At 62.2% G+C, this 21,374-nt stretch carries 22 protein-coding genes; 13 read left to right on the plus strand and 9 right to left on the minus strand.

Annotated features, from left to right (window positions below; all coding sequences use genetic code 11):
* Positions 1-71: 71 nt before the first annotated feature.
* The 4 genes from V5B59_RS23165 (at position 72) to V5B59_RS23180 (ending at position 4,812) form a co-directional block, all read left to right on the plus strand.
* Complete coding sequence (locus tag V5B59_RS23165) at positions 72-1,706, plus strand: mechanosensitive ion channel family protein (protein ID WP_332352374.1); 1,635 nt, start codon at positions 72-74, stop codon at positions 1,704-1,706.
* Between the two features lie 28 nt (positions 1,707-1,734).
* Positions 1,735-2,100: a hypothetical protein gene (locus tag V5B59_RS23170; RefSeq protein WP_332352375.1), complete on the plus strand. Its 366-nt coding sequence runs from the start codon at positions 1,735-1,737 to the stop codon at positions 2,098-2,100.
* Positions 2,081-3,676, plus strand: a complete 1,596-nt coding sequence (tnpC, locus tag V5B59_RS23175; RefSeq protein WP_332351632.1) for an IS66 family transposase — start codon at positions 2,081-2,083, stop codon at positions 3,674-3,676. Before V5B59_RS23170 ends, tnpC begins: the two co-directional genes overlap by 20 nt.
* 65 nt (positions 3,677-3,741) lie before the next feature.
* Entirely contained in the window at positions 3,742-4,812 is a 1,071-nt protein-coding gene (locus V5B59_RS23180) for a hypothetical protein (RefSeq protein WP_332352376.1), read from the plus strand.
* Here V5B59_RS23180 and V5B59_RS23185 read toward each other — a convergent pair.
* Entirely contained in the window at positions 4,792-6,327 is a 1,536-nt protein-coding gene (locus V5B59_RS23185) for a DUF6399 domain-containing protein (protein ID WP_332351228.1), read from the minus strand. The genes V5B59_RS23180 and V5B59_RS23185 overlap by 21 nt on opposite strands.
* Before the next feature lie 217 nt (positions 6,328-6,544).
* Here V5B59_RS23185 and V5B59_RS23190 point away from each other — a divergent pair, with 217 nt between their 5' ends.
* Together V5B59_RS23190 and V5B59_RS23195 are read left to right on the plus strand one after the other, a co-directional pair.
* On the plus strand, positions 6,545-7,255 hold the full coding sequence (locus V5B59_RS23190) for a spermidine synthase (protein WP_248594915.1): 711 nt from the start codon (positions 6,545-6,547) through the stop codon (positions 7,253-7,255).
* Positions 7,256-7,299: 44 nt separating this feature from the next.
* On the plus strand, positions 7,300-7,971 hold the full coding sequence (locus tag V5B59_RS23195; protein WP_211203425.1) for a response regulator: 672 nt from the start codon (positions 7,300-7,302) through the stop codon (positions 7,969-7,971).
* Here V5B59_RS23195 and V5B59_RS23200 read toward each other — a convergent pair.
* Positions 7,950-9,803 carry a PAS domain-containing protein gene (locus tag V5B59_RS23200; protein ID WP_169070792.1) on the minus strand — a complete coding sequence of 618 codons (1,854 nt, stop codon included), beginning with the start codon at positions 9,801-9,803 and terminating at the stop codon, positions 7,950-7,952. The genes V5B59_RS23195 and V5B59_RS23200 overlap by 22 nt on opposite strands.
* A 464-nt stretch (positions 9,804-10,267) precedes the next feature.
* On the opposite strand from V5B59_RS23200, the gene V5B59_RS23205 reads away from it, so the two are divergent.
* A complete protein-coding gene (locus V5B59_RS23205; RefSeq protein WP_034912799.1) occupies positions 10,268-10,933 on the plus strand; it encodes an ankyrin repeat domain-containing protein in 666 nt (221 codons plus the stop codon).
* Position 10,934: 1 nt separating this feature from the next.
* Here the strand turns inward: V5B59_RS23205 and V5B59_RS23210 are convergent, their stop codons facing one another.
* Positions 10,935-11,891: a D-2-hydroxyacid dehydrogenase gene (locus V5B59_RS23210; protein WP_169070791.1), complete on the minus strand. Its 957-nt coding sequence runs from the start codon at positions 11,889-11,891 to the stop codon at positions 10,935-10,937.
* A gap of 125 nt (positions 11,892-12,016) precedes the next feature.
* On the minus strand, positions 12,017-12,721 hold the full coding sequence (locus V5B59_RS23215) for an aldehyde dehydrogenase family protein (protein WP_332352377.1): 705 nt from the start codon (positions 12,719-12,721) through the stop codon (positions 12,017-12,019).
* Between the two features lie 480 nt (positions 12,722-13,201).
* Here V5B59_RS23215 and V5B59_RS23220 point away from each other — a divergent pair, with 480 nt between their 5' ends.
* Positions 13,202-14,011, plus strand: coding sequence for a fibro-slime domain-containing protein (locus V5B59_RS23220; RefSeq protein ID WP_169070790.1), 810 nt, complete (start codon positions 13,202-13,204; stop codon positions 14,009-14,011).
* 15 nt (positions 14,012-14,026) lie between these two features.
* Here V5B59_RS23220 and rsmI read toward each other — a convergent pair whose 3' ends face one another.
* Positions 14,027-14,866: a 16S rRNA (cytidine(1402)-2'-O)-methyltransferase gene (gene rsmI, locus V5B59_RS23225; RefSeq protein WP_169070789.1), complete on the minus strand. Its 840-nt coding sequence runs from the start codon at positions 14,864-14,866 to the stop codon at positions 14,027-14,029.
* A gap of 61 nt (positions 14,867-14,927) precedes the next feature.
* On the opposite strand from rsmI, the gene V5B59_RS23230 reads away from it, so the two are divergent.
* From V5B59_RS23230 to V5B59_RS23245, 4 genes are read left to right on the plus strand one after another with little or no spacing between them, the layout of a single operon-like run.
* Positions 14,928-15,290 (plus strand): YraN family protein, encoded by a 363-nt coding sequence (locus tag V5B59_RS23230; RefSeq protein WP_034910072.1) that lies wholly within the window; start codon positions 14,928-14,930, stop codon positions 15,288-15,290.
* A complete protein-coding gene (locus V5B59_RS23235) occupies positions 15,271-15,651 on the plus strand; it encodes an HIRAN domain-containing protein (protein WP_034910073.1) in 381 nt (126 codons plus the stop codon). The genes V5B59_RS23230 and V5B59_RS23235 overlap by 20 nt, the downstream gene beginning before the upstream one ends.
* 46 nt (positions 15,652-15,697) lie before the next feature.
* Positions 15,698-16,291 carry a phosphoheptose isomerase gene (locus V5B59_RS23240; RefSeq protein ID WP_034910074.1) on the plus strand — a complete coding sequence of 198 codons (594 nt, stop codon included), beginning with the start codon at positions 15,698-15,700 and terminating at the stop codon, positions 16,289-16,291.
* Positions 16,288-16,938 (plus strand): BON domain-containing protein, encoded by a 651-nt coding sequence (locus V5B59_RS23245; RefSeq protein WP_034910075.1) that lies wholly within the window; start codon positions 16,288-16,290, stop codon positions 16,936-16,938. The genes V5B59_RS23240 and V5B59_RS23245 overlap by 4 nt, the downstream gene beginning before the upstream one ends.
* 82 nt (positions 16,939-17,020) lie before the next feature.
* Here the strand turns inward: V5B59_RS23245 and V5B59_RS23250 are convergent, their stop codons facing one another.
* Complete coding sequence (locus tag V5B59_RS23250; RefSeq protein WP_169070794.1) at positions 17,021-17,377, minus strand: dihydroneopterin aldolase; 357 nt, start codon at positions 17,375-17,377, stop codon at positions 17,021-17,023.
* 226 nt (positions 17,378-17,603) lie between these two features.
* On the opposite strand from V5B59_RS23250, the gene plsY reads away from it, so the two are divergent.
* Positions 17,604-18,218 carry a glycerol-3-phosphate 1-O-acyltransferase PlsY gene (gene plsY, locus V5B59_RS23255; RefSeq protein WP_034912493.1) on the plus strand — a complete coding sequence of 205 codons (615 nt, stop codon included), beginning with the start codon at positions 17,604-17,606 and terminating at the stop codon, positions 18,216-18,218.
* A gap of 59 nt (positions 18,219-18,277) precedes the next feature.
* Here the strand turns inward: plsY and V5B59_RS23260 are convergent, their stop codons facing one another.
* The 3 genes from V5B59_RS23260 to V5B59_RS23270 form a co-directional block, all read right to left on the minus strand.
* On the minus strand, positions 18,278-18,547 hold the full coding sequence (locus V5B59_RS23260) for a DUF4212 domain-containing protein (protein ID WP_169070787.1): 270 nt from the start codon (positions 18,545-18,547) through the stop codon (positions 18,278-18,280).
* A gap of 73 nt (positions 18,548-18,620) precedes the next feature.
* Entirely contained in the window at positions 18,621-20,660 is a 2,040-nt protein-coding gene (locus V5B59_RS23265) for a sodium:solute symporter family protein (protein WP_169070786.1), read from the minus strand.
* Positions 20,661-20,674: 14 nt separating this feature from the next.
* Positions 20,675-21,373, minus strand: a complete 699-nt coding sequence (locus V5B59_RS23270) for a 3'-5' exonuclease (RefSeq protein ID WP_169070785.1) — start codon at positions 21,371-21,373, stop codon at positions 20,675-20,677.
* Between the last annotated feature and the right edge of the window lies 1 nt (position 21,374).

Genomic DNA, 21,374 nt, shown 5'->3' on the forward strand with positions numbered 1-21,374 from the left:
CGATGGCTACGACGTGCGGGGTGTCGGCCGCTATAATCCTGTGTTCTCCCCATTGCTTGCCAGATTTCGCCATGTCCCCGAGCCCTGTCCTGTCGAAGTTGTCCGCGGCGCTGTCCTGGCTGCTTTGCTGTCTTCTCCTGGTCAGTGCTGGGGCGCCGGTTCTCGCCGCCGACTCGGCGCATCTGCGGGAAGCGACCCTCCACTACCACTTCCGGCCGATCGTCACCTTCCGAACGACCGTGGTGGGAATTACGCCCGAGACGCGCGTCCACAGGGCGCTGGCCCGCCTCGATGCCCTGACGGAGAACCAGGTGGAACAGCCGGTCGAAGTGACGCCGTTCACGGTTGACGGCAAGCGTGGAATCAGTGTGCGGATTGGGCAAGCGGTTCTCTTCAACGTCCTGGAAGGGGACCTGGACCCCGAAGAGAAACTCTCGCTCGAAGAAGCGGGGCAGCGTGCAGCAAGCGAGATGCGGGCAGCGCTGCAGGCGGCAAGCGAGCAACATCGTCCGATGGTGCTGCTGAAGGGAGCCGGACTGTCGGTACTGGCCACCGCCATTGCGCTGCTTCTGCTGTGGCTGATTCGCCGCGCGACGGCGCTGATGGTGCACCATTTGCAGGCAGTCATCGAAGCCGAGAATGCCTCCAGCCGGCTTCGCTGGGCGCGTCATGGCTGGTTGTTGGTGCAGCGGCTCGCGCAATTGCTGATGGGCTTCCTGTGGTTGAGCATCGCCTATCTCTGGCTGACCTACGTGCTGGCGCGCTTTCCGCTCACCGAGCCGCTCGGCGACCGCCTGACCGACTTTCTGTTCGGGTTGCTCGAAACTCTCGGTGTCGGCCTGCTCGACGCCATGCCGGCACTCACCACGGCACTGGTCATCCTGTTTCTGACCAAGGCCTTCAACGATGCGCTTGGCAACTTCTTCAAGGCCGCCAGGGAAGGCCGCGTGCAGGTACCCGGCCTGCACCCGGAGACGGTCACCGCAACCCACCGGATCGTCAGCATCATCGTCTGGGGTCTGGGGATCGCCATTGCCTACCCGTTCATTCCGATGTCCGACAGCGACGCCTTCAAGGGCTTGTCGGTGATGTTCGGCTTCATGCTGACGCTCGGCTCGGCCGGGATCGTCAACCAGTTGATGAGTGGTCTGGTGCTGGTTTATTCGCGCGCGCTGTCGGTCGGGGATTTCGTCGACATCGGCGACAATGTCGGCGTGGTCAGCGAGGTCGGTGCGCTGTCGACCAAGATCATCAACATGCGCAACGAGGAAGTGACGATCCCCAACGCGGTTCTCGTCGGCAATCCGATCCGGAACTACTCGCGGCTGGCCGGCGCGCGTGGCACGCTGGTGTCGACCCAGGTGACGATCGGCTATGATACGCCGTGGCGGCAGGTGCATGCGATGCTGATCGCCGCCGCCGAGCAGACGCCGGGTTTACGGGCGGTCCCCAAGCCCTTCGTCTATCAGCGTAGCCTCGCCGACTGGTATGTCGAATACGAACTGTTCGCGCATATGGACAAGCCGCTCGAACGGGTTCCGGTATTGTCGGCGCTGCATGCCAACATCCAGGACCAGTTCAACACCTACGGAGTGCAGATCATGTCGCCACACTTCGTCAGCCAGCCCCGCAACAATGTCGTCGTGCCTCCCGAGGGGTGGCACGCGCCGCCGGCAGCGCCGGAAGCCCCGCCACCGCAGTCCTGACCGCCGCGAGCAAGCCTGGAAAAACTCGATGATCAGCTTCGCCACCACCGTTTTCCTCTCGGCCTTCCTGCTTTTCCAGATTCAGCCGATCATCGCCAAGATGATCCTGCCGTGGTTCGGCGGTTCGTCGTCGGTGTGGAGTACCTGCCTGGTCTTCTTCCAGGCCGAACTGCTGCTCGGCTACCTGTACGTTCACCTCCTTCACGAGTGGCTTTCCCCCCGCCGCCAGAATGTCGTGCATGCTGTCCTGCTGCTCCGTAACCGTTTAGCCCCCTACGACATATACCAACTATGCTGCAGTGGTTGCAAGCGAGGGATGGTTTGGCTATGGTATCTCACCAGTGAGCGGGTAATCGTGTTCGTGAGGCAAGTGAGTGTACCTGAGCGACTTTGATCTTCAGCAGTGGGATGAGCAGAAGCTGATGGCGTTACCGGCGAAGCAGAAAGATGGCTTGCTGGTGAAGTTGCTGTGGGATTTGAAAGAGGCGCGGGAGCGGCTCAAGGCGAACTCCCAGACCAGTTCTCGGCCACCCCGCAGTGACCCTCCGTGGCACAGCACAAACTCTGGGGATGAGGATTCGGAAGCGGCCGGGGAGGCAGATGGTGCGGTTGATCCCGAAGCGCAGGGCAGCGGCAGCGCCGCGAACGCGGCGGCGAATGCAGAGCCGAACGGCGTCGGGGCACCGGCTGAGGGGAAGAAGCCTTTGAGTGCGACGGCCGGGAAGCCCAAGAAAGCCGGTCGGCGTCCGGGGGCAGCGGGCCATAGCCGGCAGGTGAGTTTGCCGGTGAGCGACACCGTGATCCACGCGCCGGAATTCTGCGCGGGCTGCGATGAGGCGCTGGATCCGGCCGGGTTCATCGCGTGCAACGGCTTGTATGTCCTGGATATCGAGGCCGAGCCGAGTGCGGGGCTACGTGGCTTACGGGTACGCCACGACAAGCATGTCTACGGTGAGATAAGCTGTGGCCACTGTGGGCATGTCAACCGCAGCGAACCCGGCCGCTGTCCCGCCGAACCCGGGTGGACCGTAGGACTGAGCGAATGGCATCTCGTCGGACCGCTGTTAGTGAGCCTGCTGGTGTGCCTATCGCACCGTATGCACCTGTCGCGGCGGCGGACGCAAGAATTTTTGCGGGACTGGCTGGGCATCGCGCTCTCCACCAGCACGATCAACCAGTGTATTCATGAAGCCGGTCGGGCGGTCGAGCCGATCGAAGCGCAGTGGGTGGAAGAACTGCAGCAGGAAGTGCTGGCCTATGCCGATGAAACGCCGTGGAAGGAATGGGGCCAGTTACTATGGCTGTGGGTGATCATCACGCCGACGATCTGCCTGTACTTCATTGGCTACCGCAGCAAGGAGATTCTGGCGAACGTCCTAGGCGAGGGGTTTGTCGGCTGGCTGATGAGCGATGGCTACTGCGTCTATCGCCGATTCCAGAAGCGGCTGCGCTGTTGGGCGCACCTGTTGCGCAAGGCCGAGGGACTCAAAGAAAGCCTGAGCACCGAGGCGCGGGCCTTTGGAGAGGCCACCCACGGCCTGCTCAGCGACCTGATCACTGCGATTTACCAAGCACGTGAAGGCCCTCCGGTCGATCTCACGCCTCGCTTCCGCGACCGCTTGGACGCCTTCCGTCGGCTATGCGAAGAGCACCGGGATTCGGCTCATGAGAAAACCCGTGCGCTGGCGCGCGAATTTCTCTACGACTGGGAGGCGGTCTGGATCGTCGTCGCCCATCCCTATCTGCCGTTCACCAACAACGAGGCCGAACGGGCCTTGCGGCACTGGGTCATCGCCCGGCTCATCAGCCAAGGCACCCGTACCGAGCAGGGTACCCGTGCCTTTGCCCTGTTGGCCAGTGTCATCGACACCTGCCGGCGTCGCCACATCTTGCCCTGGCCCTACCTGGCCAAGGTGGTCGCCGAGCGGCGTAAAGGCAACGCAGCGCCCCTGCTACCGGCTGCTGCCTGATTTTTGGTAGTGGTCGTCGGGGAGGCTAAACGGTTACGCTGCTCCTGAGTCTGGCGACCCTGCCGGTGATTGCCGACCCGGCGTGGAAGGAAGCGGCGTTTGCCCATCCGACCTGGAATGTGCTCGTCGTTCTGGCTTCTGCGGTCGGCATGCCCTATTTGCTGCTGTCGACCACCGGGCCGCTGATGCAGGCCTGGTATGCACGATCGTTCACGAGCCTGATGCCCTACCGGCTGTACGCGCTCTCGAACCTGGCATCGATGCTCGCCCTGCTGAGCTACCCGCTGCTCGTCGAACCGTACTTCCCGGTTTTCGAACAAGCCTGGGCCTGGTCGGTGGCATATGCCCTCTTCGTCCTGGCGTGTCTGGGCAGCGCCTGGCAGTCATGGAATGGAGTGTCAAGCGAAGTCGAACGCTCCCACGCTGCGGCGGCGCCGCGCCCGGCATGGAGCGAGTGTCTGTTGTGGGTTGGCCTGGCGATGACCGCCTCGATCCTGCTGCTGGCGATGACCCGCCATCTGACGCAGGATGTCGCGCCAGTCCCTTTCCTGTGGGTATTGCCGCTGAGCCTCTACCTCCTGAGTTTCATCCTCTGCTTCGATGCCCCACGCTATTACTACCGGCCCGGATTCCTGGTGGCGCTGCCGATCGCCTTGCTGGCCATTGACCGGGTTCTCGACGGCGGCAGCCTGCCGGTACCGATCCTCATTGCCGTGATGTCGCTGTCCCTGTTCGTCTTCTGCATGGTCTGTCACGGCGAGCTGGTCAGACGCCGGCCAGCGGTCCGCCACCTGACGCTGTTCTACCTGATGCTCTCGATTGGCGGTGCGCTCGGCGGGAGCTTTGTCGGCCTGCTGGCGCCGGCGCTGTTCGAGGCCTACTTCGAACTGCCGACCGGCCTGTTCCTCTGCGCTCTGCTGGTAGTCATCGTTCTCTGGCGCGAACTCAAGCCGGCGTGGCGCTGGCTGCTGCTGGTCGCGCTGCTTGCCTACGGTTACCGTCTGGCAGCGATCTCGGTCGACTACGTCGAAAACTACCGGCGCGTGCTGCGCAACTTCTACGGCCAGTTGCGTGTGCTCGACAGGAACGACGAAGGGCTGGGGCTGGCTTCCCACTTAAGCCGGGACAATCTCTAACTTCAATGGGTTATGCACAACCCGGTGGCGGGACTTCCTCGGTAAGGGAAGTTCCCCCATCTGGTTGAGCAGCCAATCGAAAAGATCAGGGAAAGAGGTGCTAAACAGACGTTCGGCTGCGATAGTGCCGTCACTACGTCTCACCCCATAGTTGTGGATAACCGTTAGCGCAGCCAGGCGGCATTTCGTCAGACCTCGCCCGTTATGATACAACTGGGACAAGCGGCCATTGCGCCCTTCGACGGCGGAGGAGCTGCGATGGAACTGTCGCACCATCCATTCCCCCCATTCTAGCCAGCGCTGCAACTCACTCTCGGAGAATCCCGAATGGAACGGGTCTGCTTTCCAGGCCTCTAATGCTCGCTGCCAAGCCTCCTGATACCGTTTCCGGTGAACCCTGTTTTGCGTTTTCCGCATTTGGTAGTGCCAATAGAGTACGGGCAACAGCTTGCTCGTCAGCCATTGCCGAGTCGCTTCATCCAGAGACCAGCCCAGCAGGATTTCTTCTACCCAAAGCCACCAAAAGCTGACGTGACTCGATAAGGCGCCGATCTGGGCACGGAACTTCTTCAGGGCGGAACGGGTATCCTGGATCCCTTGTTGCGCCGCCAGAGTTTCCAGGGCCTGTGCTCGCGTTTCCAGTCCTGCCACTACGCTCTCCGCCGTCGTGCGAGTATTCTCCTCCAGGGAGAAGGGATGGATTTCCTCGGCGATTCCCAGCAACTGCTTCTGGTACTCTTGCTGCGCCTGTTCCACTTGCGCGCGGGCTTCCCAGGCACAGGCCTGTTGTGCCGCCAAAGCCGCCTTTTCCTCGGTACTGGCTCCGCGCGACGGCTGATCAAGGGCCTTCTGGGCCAGTTCGCAGCACTGATCCGCCTTGGCTTTTCGACGTCCCAAGGCCGGTGACAACCAGCGACTGAGGCCATATTGCTCGTGGAACGTATCCGCGCCCGAGGTACACTCAAAGCCTGTGACCGCTAATTTGATCAGGGCCTTCGCCCGGTCACTGATGGCGTGGTTGACTTCGATACCCAGTGCTTCCAGGCGCGGGGTCACCTGGGCAAACCAGGTATCGAAACCCCGGTCCTTCTGAATCGACTCCAGCAATAGGTAGCCCGAGGACAAATCCATCAGCACCAAGATCAGAATCTCCCCAAAGAACGTCTCATCCGCGGCCACCACCGCTTGGCGTGTCCGCGTCGGTACCGAGGCTTCACACTGTTGCTGAAACAGGGGCAACAGCGCTTCCATCCGGCTGAGTTGGGTCTGCAAGGCGCTGGGAGACACCCCCACATGGGTATGAAGGCGGATCAATTGGAAGAAATCCGACAAGGCACCCGCCCCCACATGATGTTGCAGCCCGAACGTGTACAGCACAGCAAATACCAGCAATCTCAGCCATGCCTCCCCCTCTTCGGTTTCCCAAAACCCCGATTCAGGATGTCGGTTCCTACGGGCTTGCGCTTGCAGGTGGCGATGAACACTGCTTTTCGGGCGATGAATTAATTCCCCCACTGCACGCAGGCTTCGTTTTCCCTGGTCTGTAAGTGCGGCAAAAATGACGCGGCTGGTTGTCCGTATGGCTTGAGTCGTAGAGTTTTTTTGTCATAAAACTGATGATACAGGAGATGCGGCAACCAGTTCCCATCTCCTCAGCTCCCTTCATCCTCAGACTCTATCGGTAGCATGACTGTCCCGCTTTAAGTGGGAAGCCCTGGGGCTGAAGCGCACGATGTTGCACGGGGAGATTTACCACGGCGAACAGTTCCTCTCCCCCGCCTATAGCCGGCGACCCACGGCCTACTATTGCGAGAAATCGGGGATTGGCCAAGCGCTGCTCAGCCTCGCCACCGGCCAGCCGCGGAAGATCGGGGTGCTTGGTTTAGGCGCCGGAACCCTCGCCAGCTACGGCCGGCCGGGCGACGAAATGCGTATCTACGAAATCAACGAACAGGTGCTCGACCTGGCCCGCAAGGACTTCAGCTACCTTGCGGATAGCGCAGCACAGATCGTTCCGGTGCTCGGCGATGGACGCCTGATGCTCGAAGGCGAAGCGGTCCAGCACTTCGACCTGCTGGCGATCGACGCTTTCTCCGGCGACTCGATCCCGACGCATCTGCTGACCATCGAAGCCATGCGGACCTATCTGCGCCACCTCAAGAGCGATGCTGTGCTGGCCGTGCATATCACCAACCGCTATCTCGACCTGCGACCGGTCGTCGCCGCAGCCGCCCAGCAGCTCGGCATGCGCGCCCTGATCGTCGAACTCGACGCGGATGCGGACGATGCCTTCTGCCGTGATTCGGTCTGGGTGATGATTGCCCGACCCGAACCTGCGGCGGGCCTGCTGGAGAAGATCAAGGGGGCCGTCCCGCTTGCGCCGCGACCGGGCTTCGCGGTGTGGACCGATGGTTTTTCCAACCTGCTGAAAATTCTGAAATGAGCGCCGGGTATTGCGCAGTGGCGCAGTGAATTGGGAGAAGGCACATGGACGGGCAAGGGATCTCTTCCGGAGCGAAACTGACACCAGTGACGGTGCTGGTGGTCGACGACCACCCGGCCTTGCGTGCCGGCCTGCGCAGCCTGATCGATTCCGATCCTGCTCTGCGTGTGCTGGCGGAAGTGGATAGTGGCGAGGCGGCCTACGCCGCTTACCGCAAGCACGTTCCGGACACCGTGGTCATGGACCTCAGCATGGAAGGCTTCGGCGGCATCGAAGCCATCCGACGCATTCGCGAGCTTGATCCACAGGCCGCCATCCTGGTCTATAGCGTGCACAATTCGCAGGTGCTGCTCGAACGAGCGCTCGAGGCCGGCGCCATGGGTTTCGTCACCAAGGGCAGCAAGGTCGAGACGCTGTTGCAGGGGCTCAAGCAAGTGGCGAAGGGCGAATCCTTCGTCAGCGCCGACCTGTTGCCGGCGCTGCTCGACCGTCACCGCCCGTCCGGTGCCGCGCAGTTCAACCGCCTGACGCAGCGCGAATTCCAGGTCTTCAGGCTGCTCAGCGAGGGTCACACGCTGTCCGAATGCGCGAGTATTCTCAATTTGAGCAGCAAGACGGTCAGCAACCATTTCACCCAGATCCGGGCCAAGCTCGGCGTTTCCAGTCTCGCAGAAATGGCACGCATGGCCATTCGTCAGGGTCTGGTCGAACCCTGATGCGAACCGGCCGCCATTTCAGCAGGGGTATCCGCGGTCGGCAGAATCACCCGCACGCGCGTGCCACCGTCGTGCCAACTGCGGATCTGCAGCGAGCCGCCGAGACTGAGGACGCGTTCGCGCATGCCGAGCAGACCGAAGCCCGCATGCGCTGCGTCCACGTCCATGCCGACGCCATCGTCCCGGATGAGCAGACGCAGCGACTCGCCGTGCTGCCGTCTGGCGAGGACGAACCGCAGCCGCTCGGCGTGCGCATGTTGCGTGACATTGTTCAGGCACTCCTGGACGATGCGATAGATGGCCACTCGCACCGGCGCTGCCGGGCAGACCAGCTCCCGATCCAGTGAGGCTCGCCACTCGATCTCCGGATGCTGTTGTCCCCAGACCTCGAGCAGGCTGGCAATCGCCTCGACGATGCCGGCGGCGTCGAGAATGCTGGGATGCAGACCTTCCATCAGGCGGTGCGACACCTGGTAGATGGCGCGCGCGGAATCCTCGATCGCCTGCGCGGCGGCCTTGATCCATTCGTGATCGTGTGCGCCATTGCGCAGAATGGCCCCGGCAAAGGCACGAATCGCCGTCAGGTGCTGGGAAAGTTCATCGTGCAGTTCACGGGCCAGCTCCGCTCGCTCACGCTCCTGCACCGAGATCAGTTCGCGCACCAGGCGAGTGTTCTCGTCAAGCAGGAGCTGCGTCGCCTCCTCGGCCAGCTTGCGCTCGGTGATGTCCTGGACGGTGCCGACCATGCGCAGGGCTTCTCCGTTCGCTGCGCACTCGACCTGACCGAGGCCATGCATCCAGCGCAGCGCGCCGTCGCTGGGTCGAACGATCCGGTACTGGCGGTCGAATATCCCTCGCTCGGCGATGACCTGGTGGAAGTAATCGAGCGTCGCCTGCCGGTCCGCCGCATGGAGCAACTCTCCCCAGCCGCTGACGGTATGTTCACATGCCGGGCCGATGCCGAATATCCGCTCCAGCATCGGACTGCCGATCCAGGATTCCGAGGGTAGTTCGATCAGGTAACTGCCGAGCCGGCCAAGCTCCTGGGCGCACTGCAGGGCCTGCTCGCTGCGCTTGATCAGGGTCACGTCCACAATCTCGACGAAGAACCCCTGCACCTCGCCGTTGATGATGTCGGGGATGTAACGGGCCAGTGCATGGTTCACCGAACGGCCATCCGGAGACGGAATGGCGCGCTCGAATTGCTGTGCTGCGCCACCCAGTACGGCTTCGATGTAGGGCAGGTTGAGACGGTAGCGTTCCTCGCCGATCACCTCGCGGATATGCTTGCCCGGGATCGTCGCCGGATCGATGCCGAACCAGTCGCGATAAGCGTGATTGGCGAAGCGGTTGCGCAGATTGCGGTCCCAGTAGCCGATCATCGACGAGACGCTGTTCAGCACCGCGTTCAGGTCGCGCTCATTCTGGCGCCGCTCGAAGCGATGCTCCTCGGGCACACTCTCGGCCAGCTTGTGTGCGCTGATGTCCCGATGACCGACGACCATTCCCTTGATGGCACCCAGCAAGGGGGTGGCGTAACATTCGAACCAGCGTTCGCGATCCGGAGAAGGGCAGGGGTACTCGAGCGTGAACAGCGTCTGTCGTCCCGCCAGAACCTGTTCACAGCCGCGCAGGGCAGCCGCTGCCAGCGAATCGGTAGCGGCTGCCCTGCGCACTGCCGCCAGGTAGTCGATGCCGACCCCGGCCGCCAGTGCCGCGCTGCCGCCGTTGCTTTCGGCAAAGCTGCACCATGCCTGGTTGACGCTGATGATCACGCCGAATTCGTCGAGCACGGCGATCGAATCGCACTGCGAGTCGGTCAGCGAGTGCATACGGCCCCCCGGCTGCGGGTGCATGTCTGCAGCGGTCGCCTTTGCGAGTCCCGCAGGCGGCTGGGCGGGGCCGTGTAGCAGGCTTCCTGTCGATCCTGGCGCCGGCCGCGTTCGGCGAAATCGCCATATGCCTTGCCGAAGACCGCAAGGGGAAGAGCGAACGGCACGTCCGCAAGCTGGCTGGTGTGCAGTGTGATCACAGGCGGATTATTACGCAAACGTACACCAACAGCGACCCTTGGCGTCGAATTCTCGCATTCTCGCATTCTCGCCTGGCCAGAGACGGGCACGCCGGTCGGGAAATTTTCCTGCCGGAAACGGGAGTATTACCACTAGCCGCAGCCTGCACCGCACGGGAGAATCCATACCGGGAGTCCAGGGATGGAATCGGGTGCGCCCGGTCATGACTGAAGAGACTTGGCTTCGGCTTCGAGCCTTGACAAGTACTCGGAAAGGAGTTGCGAATGAACGACATGAGACAGCCGTGGACGGCGGATGACGAACGGATCCAGACCTTTGTTTCGTGTGCATGCGCGGGAGACATCGGTGCGATGCGTGCCCAGGTCGCTGCGGGCTTTGACTTGAATGGCACCGATCGATTCGGCGATACGATCCTCGAACGGGTGATCAGCGACCTGGAATTCTGCTCCGAAACGCCGAAGTACGAGGTGGTCAAGGAATTGTTGCGGCTGGGTGCTGATCCACGTGCGCTCAGCAAGGATGGTTCCAGCCCACTGATCGTTGCGGTTCTGAACATGGACACCGAAATGTTGCGCATCCTGCTGGACGCCGGTGCTGATCCCAACGCCGTGAGAATGCACTCCAGTGATGAGTTGCTGTATGACTGGGCGGTCTTTGTTTATCGCTACGAGGTCTGGAATGTCAAACTGCCCGAAGAGGCCAAAGCGGTAGACCCGGCCGACAAGGATGCCTGGCTTCTCTATCTGGACAGCCTGGCGGTGAAGTACGGCAAACCGCGCCCCGAATATCTGCGTTTGTTGCGCGCGCGCGGTGCGCTTTCCATCTCCGAATTGCGGCAAGGCAGCAAGCCGGGGCAGGCGCGCAGCAAGCGCCTTGCCCCGCTGTGGGGAACAGAACCCGCTGAACCCCCGGCAAAACGAGTGCACTGAATCAGGCGACCCGGTTCTGCGGCTCGCCGCGGGCGAAGGCTTCGAGGTTGGCCGTCAATTGGTCGGTGAGAGCCTGCATCGCCGGCCGGCTGGCCCAGGCTACATGGGGGGTCAGCAGGAAATTCGGTAGCGCGAGCACTTGCGGTGCCAGCAGGACGTTGCCGGTGCTTGGCGGCTCGACGCTCAGGACGTCGAAACCGGCACCGGCGATCCAGCCCTGCTGCAGCGCCCTGACCAAGGCCGCTTCATCGACCAGGCCGCCGCGCGCCGTATTGATCAGCAATGCCGAAGGCCGCATGGTCCGCAACTCGGGTTCGCCGAGCAGGTGCTTCGTTTCGGGGGTCAGCGGGCAGTGCAGCGAGACCGCGTCGGCCTCGCGCAAGGCCTGCTCGAAAGCGGTGTAGCCGGGACGCACGCTCGGCGCACCCTTGCGCTCGCTGCGCAGCACACGCATGCCAAAGGCTTCGGCGAGCCGGATGACGCCGCCGCCGAGACTGCCGCTGCCGATCACCGTGAGTGTTGCGCCGTGCAGGTCGCGGATCGGATAATCGATACAACAGAACTGCCCGGAACGCTGCCAGTTGCCGGCAGCCACTGCCTGCCGATAGGCAACGACATTGCGCGACAACGCCAGCAATAGCGCGAAGACATGCTCGGGAACGGTATGCACGGCATAGCCGCGGATGTTCGAGACGACGATGCCGCGTCGGCGGCAGGCGTCGAGGTCGATGTTGTTGGTGCCGGTCGCCGCGACTGCGACCATCTGCAAATCCGGTAGCGCGGCGATCAGTCCTGCGTCGACCGGCAGCTTGTTGACAATCGCAATCGTCGCCCCGGCGAGCCGCTCTGCGACCTGCGGCGGCAGCGTTGTCGCATGTTCGACCCAGCAATGGGGAAAATCCGGCCGGCGTACGTCGGCGATGATCGACTCGCCTTCGAGGTAGACAATTCGGTGCATGGCATTCCTCTGAAAGTCGCGTCAGTGACTCACGAATCTCCCCTCCCCACTTGCGGGGGAGGGGTCGGGGGAGAGGGAAACGGTCATGACTTTCATGATCGGGGTGTCTGGAACAGTCATGACCGTTAGTCCACAAAAGGCTTGCCGTGGCGGGTGGCAATGGCCGCCACCTTGCTGCCGAGTGCAGGATCACCGGCAAACAGCAGCAGCCCCACTTCGGCGGCGCTACAAAGGCCTTCGATTGCCGCCAGATCACCGTGCAGGATGTTGAACACGCCGCCGGGAAAAGCACTGCGTGCCGTCAGCTCGGCCAGCGCAAATGCCGCCGAAGGGGCTTTCGGACTCGGCTTGACGACTACCGTCGCTCCCGCCAGCAGTGCCGGAACGGCTCTCTGCAGGGGCCCGAGCAGGGGCGCGCGGTCATCGCTGACCACTGCCACGACGCCGCTGTCGCCGGTCGCTGGGCTGCCGGCTGCGGCCGCCTGCAGCAGGTGTAGCGCCTGCTCGACCTCGGTCGACGCCGACGCAGCATCCCTGCCGGTTTCCTCGGAGATCAGGCCGGCAAAGTGTTCTGCATATCCCGCCAGCGCCTTGGCCAGCGCCGTCAGCAGCGCTGCCCTGGCCGCGACCGTCAGCGCCGCCCAGGCGGGCAGTGCGGCGTTTGCCGATGCGACGGCGGTTAGCGCCTGATCCGTGCCGCACAGCGGCGTACGGCGCCTGATCTGGCCAGTGCACGGATCACGGACATCGAAAAAGGCCGGCGCCATCGTCAGATAGGCGTGGCCGTTGATCCACAGCGGAATGGCGAGGATTTCGTCGTTTTCGGTCATGGGATGCCTTGGCATTGCAGGGAGATAAAGAAAATGGTCGCAAGCGACCTAACAGGGGTAATCATAACTGGTCGCGAGCGGTAGCGCTTCAAACGCGCGTAAGGCACAAGCGGTCAGGACTTTTCTCCCTATGTCGCAGGCTGCCGACGGCGATGCAGTGTATCCGACGGGTATTCAGGCTTCTTGAGGGAGCGTTTCCCCCAGTTCTCGGATCCCCGCAGTAACCCGAGAACTGTCGGAAATTCTTACAGTTGAACCGGATCTGACGTTCAGAGTTGCTGTGACTACGTCGATGGACGATCATAATCCAATGTATTATTGGAACATTCTCTCTATCATAGACTTCTGGTACGAAACGTGCTTTGGAAAGGCTGACGAAGTGCTCATCATTGTGTTGGGCAGTGGAAGATTTCTTCGTGGGCGTGGCAAGCACCACTCTGGCTCGTAAATTCTGATGCAATCATTTTGGGAGAATAGTGGATGAACCTTAAGAACCACCTAAGTCAAAATCGGGCGCTGACTCTATTGGTGCTGCTGGGTCTGGGATGGAGCACTACTGCCATCGGCGCCTCGGTGACCTTGACCGGTACGATCCGGGACTTTTGCGCACCCAGTATCGGCTCCACCTGTACGCATTTGTCGGACTTCGAAGGTGCTGTGCCGGGTGTGGTCACTGGCATGGTAGGGAGCACATTGACGGCAGGCCTGCCGACAGCGGCTGGGTCAATCGTGGCCGGTGCGTCCACCGCGGCAAATTTTGCCAAGTGGTATGTCGACTCCCCCGGTTTCAATCTCTCGACCCCCACTTCACTCACCTTGACCGAAGGTCCGCCGGGAACTTTCACCTACAGCAGCGGGGCCTTTTTTCCGATTGACGGATTACTCTACGGCAATCAGGGCAACCCGCACAATTACCACTTCACGATGCATCTGGAGGGGCTGCTGTCGTTCAGCGATCCTACCCTCGGTGCGGACAAGCTCTTTACATTCACTGGCGACGACGACCTATGGATTTTCGTCGACGGAAAACTTGTGATCGATCTCGGCGGCGTGCATGGCGCGGCAAGCGCCAGCTTCACCGAGGAAGACTTGAAAACTTTGGGGCTGACAGCCGGTACACCATACGATCTCGACATCTTCTTCGCGGAGCGGCACACGGTGGCCTCGACTTTTGCGATCACCACAACCCTGGATATTGCTGCCCCTCCAGGGCTGCCCGAGCCGGGAACCTTGCTGCTTGCTTTCCCTGCGCTGGCCGCCCTGTTGTCACGCCGTCGGGGTGCGTCCTAAGGCAAAGGCACGACTCTAGCCCTTCAGGGCCAGGGCCCGCTGATACAGGACATTCTTTCCGACGCCGGTAATCGCGTGCGCTAGCCGGCTGGCCTGACGGATCGACAGGCCATCGTCAAGCAGCAGCTGCAACACGCGTTCGCCCTCGGCGCTTTGTTCGACCGGTGCTGCGCCGGAAACGAGCAGCACGAACTCGCCGCGCTGGCGATTGGCATCGGCCAGCAGCCAGGTCTGCGCTTCACCGAGTGCGCAGCAATGAATGCTTTCGAACAGCTTCGTCAATTCGCGAGCCAGGACCAGTGTACGTTCCGGTCCGAAGGCGACGAGCAAGGCGGCGACGGCTTCGAGAATGCGATGCGGCGCCTCGTAGAAGACCAGCGCATAGGGTAGTGGCGCGAGTTCCCGCAAGGCCTCGGCGCGCTGCCCGGCCTTGCTCGGCAGGAAACCGTAAAAGAGAAAATGGGCTTCGCCGAGCCCTGCCGCAGAGAGTGCGACCACCGCCGCGCAAGCCCCTGGCAAGGGGATGACGCGATGGCCGGCGGCGCGCACGCGCGCCACCAGCCGAGCGCCTGGATCGGACACCGCCGGCGTGCCGGCGTCCACCACCAGTGCGACCGACTCACCGGCGGCAAGGCGTGTGATCACCTGTTGAGCTGCGCCTTCCTCGTTGTGTCGGTGCGCCGGCAGCAGGCGCGCATTGCAGCCGAAGTGGCGCAGCAGTGGCGCACTGTGACGGGTATCCTCGGCGGCCACCCAGGGCACTTGCCGCAGGACTTCGATCGCGCGCTGCGTCATGTCGCCAAGGTGGCCGAGCGGCGTGGGAACGACATATAATGCGGGCGATTCTTTCGTCATGGGAGTCGGCTTGCAGGTGAGCGCTAAAGATAACACGAGCGGGCCGGCAGGACACCCCGCCATGCCATCCCTTCCCGCAGCTCCCGGTGCGATCGCCGAGGAACTGGCTGCGCGCTTCCTCGAACGGCAGGGTCTGAACGTGCTGACGCGCAATTATCGCTGTCGGGGTGGCGAGGTGGACCTGATTTGCCGAGAGCGGCGGGTACTCGTCTTCGTCGAGGTGCGCCTGCGCCGCAACGCGAGCTACGGCGGTGCGGCCGCCAGTATCACCACCGCCAAGCAGCGGCGTATCGTTCTTGCCGCGAAGCATTTCCTGAGCACCCATCCGGGCCGGGAATCCGATTGCCGCTTCGACTGCGTCCTGTTCGACGAACTCTCCGAAAAGGCCATCGAATGGATTCGCGATGCGTTTTTTGCGGTGTAGTACGCTCACGCTCCTCTGGCTGAGCCTGTGCTGGCACGCCGGTGCCGGCGAGACGGTCAGGGTGCTCGTGCAAAGCTCGCCGCTGGCCGGCAGCCAGTATTACGCCGTCGCTGAACTGTGGTCGCAGATCAAGCCCGGCGACCGTCTGACGCTGGTCCGCGAACCGGACAACCGTCATGACCGCAAGGCCATCCGCGTCGAATGGAACGGCCGCCCCCTCGGTTACGTGCCGCGCGCCGAGAACCGTGCCGTTGCCCAGGCGATCGATGCCGGCGAAAAACTCGAGGCGCGCGTTTCCCGCATGCGCGAAGACCCGAATCCCTGGCGCCGCGTCGAGTTCGAGGTGTTCCTGGTGCTCTGATGTTAGAATGGTCTTTCTTTCTTGCCCCAGAACACATTCACAGCCCATGGATTTGATCAGCCGTATCAGCGGGCACTTCACAGAGAGCGCGCAAACCAAGCTCGAAGCCGTCGAGTTGCTGGCAGCGCCAATTGCCGAAGCGATCGAGGCCATGGTCAGCGGTCTCCTGAACAACGGCAAGATCCTCGCCTGCGGCAACGGCGGTTCGGCAGCCGACGCCCAGCACCTGGCGGCCGAACTGGTCGGCCGCTTCGAGCTGGAGCGCCACGAACTCGCGGCGATTGCGCTGACCACCGACACCTCGGTCATTTCGGCGATTGCCAACGACTATGGCTACAAGGTCATCTTCGCCAAGCAGGTGCGCGCCCTCGGCCAGCCGGGCGACATCCTCGTGGCCATCTCCACTTCGGGCGATTCCGCCAACGTGATCGAGGCGATCAATGCCGCACACGAGAACGATCTGCGCATCGTCGCACTGACCGGCAAGGGCGGTGGCACCATCGGTGAGATCCTGCGCGATGGCGACGTGCACATCTGCGTTCCTGCGGAACGTACGGCACGCATTCAGGAAATACATCTATTGATCATCCACTGCCTTTGCGATGGCATTGATTGTCTGCTCATGGGAGTTGAAGAATGAAGAAATTTCTCGCCACCAGCCTGCTGCTCGGCGCGGTACTGCTGCCGATGCTGCAGGGCTGCCTGCCGATGCTCGCCGCCGGTGCTGGCGGCGGCGCCCTGGCGGCCTTCGACCGGCGATCGCTGGGCACCCAAACCGACGACGAAAGCATCGAATGGAAGGCCAGCGCACGCGTCAGCGAAACGGCTGGCGACCACTCGCATATCAACTTCACCAGCTTCAACCGCAAGGTCCTGATCTCCGGAGAGGTGCCCTCCGAGCAGATGAAGGCAGAAGTCGAGCACATCGTCACCGGCGTGCCACAGGTACAAGGGGTTTACAATGAGCTCGCTGTCGGCCCGGTCAGCTCTTTCTCGGCGCGCAGCAACGATTCGTATGTGACGACCCGGGTCAAGAGCCGCTTCGTCGACGCAGGCAAATTCAACGCCGTGCATGTCAAGGTGGTGACCGAGGCAGGGGTTGTCTATCTCCTGGGTCTGGTCAGCCAGCGCGAGGCCGACGCAGCGATCCAGGTGGCGCGAACCACCAGCGGTGTCAAGAAGGTAGTGACGCTGATGGAGATCATTCCCGATGCCAAGGTCAAAGAACTGGACATCAGCATGCCTGCGCCCAAGCCGCAGGCGAGCCCGCCGGCCAGCAGCGGCTAGGCAGGGCAGGACTTGCCGTGTTCACCAAGCTGGCACAAGGATGCCAAAAACCGAACCAGGATTCGCGGCAAGGCGAAAGCCGTCAGGACGCCGCCCCGCGCTCGATGACCACGCCGACGCGCTGCACGCCGCGCATCATGCCAAGTTTGGCAATCGAGACGCGCACCCAGGTGGCACCGAAGTCCTCCAGCAGCAGGGTGGCCACATACTCGGCAAGCCTTTCGAGGAGGTTGAAATGGCGGGTTGCGAGTTCGCTGCGCAGACGCTCGACCACCAGCGCGTAATCGATGGTGTCGCCGATGTCGTCGCTGGCGCCGGCGCTGGCGGTCGAGGTGCCGATCTGCAGGGAGATTTCCACCATCTGCGGCATTGCCTTTTCGCGCGGGTAGATGCCGATCAGCGTCGAGGCGCGAAGGTCGTTGATGAAGATGATGTCCATGAGGCCATGCGCCAGGTCGGTGTAGAATTGCCTGTCGGGCGAGCAGTCCGCAGCGCAGCGACAGCGCGCGCATTCTAACACTCTAACGGTCATGACTTTTCCAGGCACCCCCGATCATGAAAGTCATGACCGTTTCCCTCTCCCCCGACCCCTCCCCCCGCGAGGGGGGGAGGGGAGATTTGTGAGTCGCTGACGCGTTTCACATTAACCCAGAGCCCCCCGACACATGCCGCCTTACCTGATCACCTTTCTTGCGGTTCTTGCCGCTTATCTGCTGGGTTCCGTCTCCTTCGCACTGGTCGCCAGCCGACTTTTCGGTCTTGCCGATCCGCGCAGCTATGGCTCGAAGAACCCTGGAGCGACCAATGTGCTGCGCAGCGGTCACAAGGGCGCCGCCATCTTCACCCTGATTGGCGACGCCGCCAAGGGTTGGCTGGCGGTTTTTCTCGCCGATCAGCATGCGGCCGACTACGGCCTCTCCGGCTACACCGTCGGACTCGTTGCACTGGCGGTCTTTTTCGGCCATCTCTACCCGGTTTTTCTCGGGTTCAAGGGCGGCAAGGGCGTGGCGACTGCCGCCGGCGTGTTGCTGGCGATCAACCCCTGGTTGGGCCTGGCAACGCTTGGCACCTGGTTGCTGATTGCCTTCACCCTGCGCTATTCGTCACTGGCGGCACTGGTTGCGGCAACGGCAGCACCCATTTACGGCTTTCTCCTGTGGGGGCGCGATTCCCTGCTGCTGGTGATCGGCATCATTGCGATGGCGCTGATCGGCAAACACTGGCAGAACCTGCAACGCCTGATGGCCGGCAGCGAGCCGAAAATCGGCAACAGGAAGTAGCATCGTGCGGCGTTTCAGGTGCTGATTTCCCCCTGGCTGATTCTCCCGGTGGGCTCGGGTCAGTCCTCCGCATCCCGGTCATTCACTCCGTACTCCCGGTCGAGATGGTTCATGTAGCGGGCGTACCACCAGATGATCAGCACGTAGATCACCGGTGCCCCCTGGGCAGCCATGTAGAAACCGAGAGGAAGCCCCAGCAGGGTGATGTTCGCCAGGTCGCGGGCAAAGTAACTGACGACAAAGGTCACGACAAACCAGATTGCCAGCAGCAAGGCCGTCATCCTGAGGTTGCGCCGCCAGTAGTCCTGCTGCTTTCGCCTGCGTTGCACGCACTGCTCCCTGGCTACGGAAAACTGCGCCAGACCCCGGCGGCGGCGATGCTGCTCGCCCTCGGAGCAGCGATCACCAATGGTCAAACTCCGGGTAACGGACACTTTCGACAAAATTCTGTGTTTCCTGGCTGGGCGGCCTGTCGAACAGGCTGACCACGATGATCGTCAGAAAGCCGGCAGCGACGCCCCACACCCCGGCCGCAGTGGACTGAATCCCCAGCCAGGGTTCCATACCGAACCCGTGGATTCCCAGCCACGGAATGGCATCGAAATGGACGCGCACCATGTAATATATGGTCACCAGCAGGCCAATCAGCATGCCACTGACGGCACCTCTGGGCGTGGCCCGCTTCCAGAAGATGCCGAGAATCAATGCCGGAAAAAAAGCCGATCCCGCCAGTGAAAAAGCCCAGGCGACCATGAACAGGATGGTCGCCGGCTTCTGCGAGGCGACGCTGGCCGCCAGTACGGCAACCACCAGCAGCAGTGATTTGGAAACCACCAGCCGCCATTGCGTGCTCGCGTTGGGACGAAAAATCTTGTAATAGACGTCGTGCGCCAGAGCACTGGCAATCGTCAACAGCAGCCCGTCAGCAGTGGACAGGGCAGCGGCGAGCGCACCGGCCGCCACCAGGCCGGAAATAACGTAAGGCAGGCCGGCAATTTCCGGGGTTGCCAGCAGGATCACATCGGGGTTGAGCGACAGTTCGGCGAGTTGCAGGATGCCGTCGCCGTTGATGTCCTCGATCGAGACCATGCCGATCTTGCCCCACGAATTGACCCAGACCGGCAATTGCGCCATCGATGATCCGACCAGACTCGTGTACACCTCGTACTTGGCAAAAGCCGCATAGGCCGGTGCCGTCAGATACAGTGCCAGGATGAACAACAGCGACCAGAACACCGAGTTACGCGCTTCGCGTACGCTGGGCGTGGTGTAATAACGCATCAGCACATGCGGCAGGGCAGCGGTTCCGACCATCAGGCAGAACACCAGGCTCAGAAAGTTCAGGCGAGCGTCGTCATTGACCGCCTCGCCTTTCCCCGGATACGGGGTCAGATGGTGATCGGGTGCTGCGCCGCGCTGCGCTGCCTGACGCATCAAACCATCCCAATGGCTGCGTGCCTCTTCGCTGCTCTTGGGCAGATCCCGGCGCTGCCGCTCGAGGCTAACCACATCACGCATTTGCGCGTTGCTGCTCTTCAGATCGTCGATTCGTCCGCTCAGGCTGCGCCGCTCTTCCTCCAGTGAGTCCGGCAGCGTCAGGATGCGGTCGTAGTAGCCATCCGCACGCTCGCGAAAGAGGCGGCGGGCGTCAAGTTCGGATGGGTCATCGAAGATTCTTTCCTCGAGAAGCTGCACGGTTTGCAGTACCTGTCCGTAGGTCAGCTGCGGAACCGGAATGCCGGTGACCTGGTACGAGAGAATGGTCACTGGCACCAGATAGGCGACAATCAGGATGGCGTACTGGGCCACCTGTGTCCAGGTGACCGCGCGCATGCCACCCAGGAAGGAACACACCAGGATGCCGGCGAGTCCGACAAATACCCCGACCTCGAATTGCAGGCCAACAAAGCGGCTGGTAATCAGCCCGACACCATAGATCTGTGCAACCACATAAACGAAGGACGCCAGGACGGTCGCAAAGACACCGACCAGCCTGGCCAGATTGCCACCATAACGAGCGGCGAGGAAGTCCGGAATCGTATATTGGCCAAAGCGGCGCAGGTAAGGCGCCAGCAGCAGGGCAACCAGAACGTAGCCACCGGTCCAGCCCATCACGTAGGCCAGGCCCTGATACCCCGACAGGTAGAGCGTTCCGGCCAGACCCATGAACGAGGCCGAACTCATCCAGTCGGCGCCGGTGGCCATGCCGTTGAATACCGCCGGCACGCGCCGGCCGGCGACGTAGTACTCCGAAACGCTGGCAGTTCGCGCCAGCACGCCGATCGTTGCGTACAGGAAGATGGTCAGAAATAGAAAGGAATAACCGATCCAGCGTGGTGGCATGCCATGCCGCTCGAGCACCGCCAGTGTACCGATGAAAATGAAGAAACCGGCAGTGTAGTAGGCGTAATAGCGACGCAGCGGGACAGTGTAGTCGGCCATTGCGCAGTGCCCGCCTAGCCGCTCTGATGCATGTGGCGACGCGCCTTCTCAAGGTCGAGCAGGCTGGCAGGAGTCGTAAAGCCTTTGCGCGCGCCACTGGCGATCGTGATCTGCAACAACTGGGCGGTGGCGTAAGCGTCTGAAACAGCGTGATGACGGCGGATACTGGTGATGGCAAAGTGGTTCAGCCAGGCGTCGAGCCCCGTCTCGGTATGCTCGACATCACGAAACAGATCGGGCATCACCCACGCCAGGTCGATCCATGGTAGCCCCAAGTCGATACCGAGGTTTTCTGCCAGAGTGCGTTCGATCATCGCGGCAACAAACGGAACGTTGTACGCAAGCAGTGGTGCCTTGCCGACAAAGTGCAGAAAGGAGATCAGTGCGTCGATCGAAGGTGCGCCGGCCACCGGCTCCGGATGTTCCGCAGGATCGTCTGCCGGCGCTGCAGGTTCCAGGACGAGATGAAAGGCATCCTTGAAGTCGATCTGCCCGTTGACCACCGCCAGCGCACCAATCGCGCAGAGGCGATCCGTTTTGACGTTGATTCCCGTCGTTTCGACGTCGACCACCACGTAGCGGCAGCGATAGTGCGAGCGCCGCATGTCTTGATCGGGCAATTGGCGCCAGGCGGCGAGCAACTGCTGCTGTCTGGCGGTCAACGCCGGGCCAGTGGTTTCCTGGCCACCGAATAGTCTGGAATACCAGGCCATG

It is taken from the genome of Candidatus Accumulibacter contiguus, assembly GCF_036625285.1.
Classification (GTDB): Bacteria; Pseudomonadota; Gammaproteobacteria; order Burkholderiales; family Rhodocyclaceae; genus Accumulibacter; species Accumulibacter contiguus.

Excerpts from the sequence above, each read along its gene's own strand:
- V5B59_RS23165 (WP_332352374.1), top strand. The coding sequence starts at position 72 with ATGTCCCCGAGCCCTGTCCTGTCGAAGTTGTCCGCGGCGCTGTCCTGG.
- V5B59_RS23170 (WP_332352375.1), top strand. The coding sequence starts at position 1,735 with ATGATCAGCTTCGCCACCACCGTTTTCCTCTCGGCCTTCCTGCTTTTC.
- V5B59_RS23190 (WP_248594915.1), top strand. The coding sequence starts at position 6,545 with ATGTTGCACGGGGAGATTTACCACGGCGAACAGTTCCTCTCCCCCGCC.
- V5B59_RS23195 (WP_211203425.1), top strand. The coding sequence starts at position 7,300 with ATGGACGGGCAAGGGATCTCTTCCGGAGCGAAACTGACACCAGTGACG.
- V5B59_RS23200 (WP_169070792.1), bottom strand. The coding sequence starts at position 9,803 with ATGCACTCGCTGACCGACTCGCAGTGCGATTCGATCGCCGTGCTCGAC.
- V5B59_RS23205 (WP_034912799.1), top strand. The coding sequence starts at position 10,268 with ATGAACGACATGAGACAGCCGTGGACGGCGGATGACGAACGGATCCAG.
- V5B59_RS23210 (WP_169070791.1), bottom strand. The coding sequence starts at position 11,891 with ATGCACCGAATTGTCTACCTCGAAGGCGAGTCGATCATCGCCGACGTA.
- V5B59_RS23215 (WP_332352377.1), bottom strand. The coding sequence starts at position 12,721 with ATGACCGAAAACGACGAAATCCTCGCCATTCCGCTGTGGATCAACGGC.
- V5B59_RS23220 (WP_169070790.1), top strand. The coding sequence starts at position 13,202 with ATGAACCTTAAGAACCACCTAAGTCAAAATCGGGCGCTGACTCTATTG.
- rsmI (WP_169070789.1), bottom strand. The coding sequence starts at position 14,866 with ATGACGAAAGAATCGCCCGCATTATATGTCGTTCCCACGCCGCTCGGC.
- V5B59_RS23230 (WP_034910072.1), top strand. The coding sequence starts at position 14,928 with ATGCCATCCCTTCCCGCAGCTCCCGGTGCGATCGCCGAGGAACTGGCT.
- V5B59_RS23235 (WP_034910073.1), top strand. The coding sequence starts at position 15,271 with ATGCGTTTTTTGCGGTGTAGTACGCTCACGCTCCTCTGGCTGAGCCTG.
- V5B59_RS23240 (WP_034910074.1), top strand. The coding sequence starts at position 15,698 with ATGGATTTGATCAGCCGTATCAGCGGGCACTTCACAGAGAGCGCGCAA.
- V5B59_RS23245 (WP_034910075.1), top strand. The coding sequence starts at position 16,288 with ATGAAGAAATTTCTCGCCACCAGCCTGCTGCTCGGCGCGGTACTGCTG.
- V5B59_RS23250 (WP_169070794.1), bottom strand. The coding sequence starts at position 17,377 with ATGGACATCATCTTCATCAACGACCTTCGCGCCTCGACGCTGATCGGC.
- plsY (WP_034912493.1), top strand. The coding sequence starts at position 17,604 with ATGCCGCCTTACCTGATCACCTTTCTTGCGGTTCTTGCCGCTTATCTG.
- V5B59_RS23265 (WP_169070786.1), bottom strand. The coding sequence starts at position 20,660 with ATGGCCGACTACACTGTCCCGCTGCGTCGCTATTACGCCTACTACACT.
- V5B59_RS23270 (WP_169070785.1), bottom strand. The coding sequence starts at position 21,373 with ATGGCCTGGTATTCCAGACTATTCGGTGGCCAGGAAACCACTGGCCCG.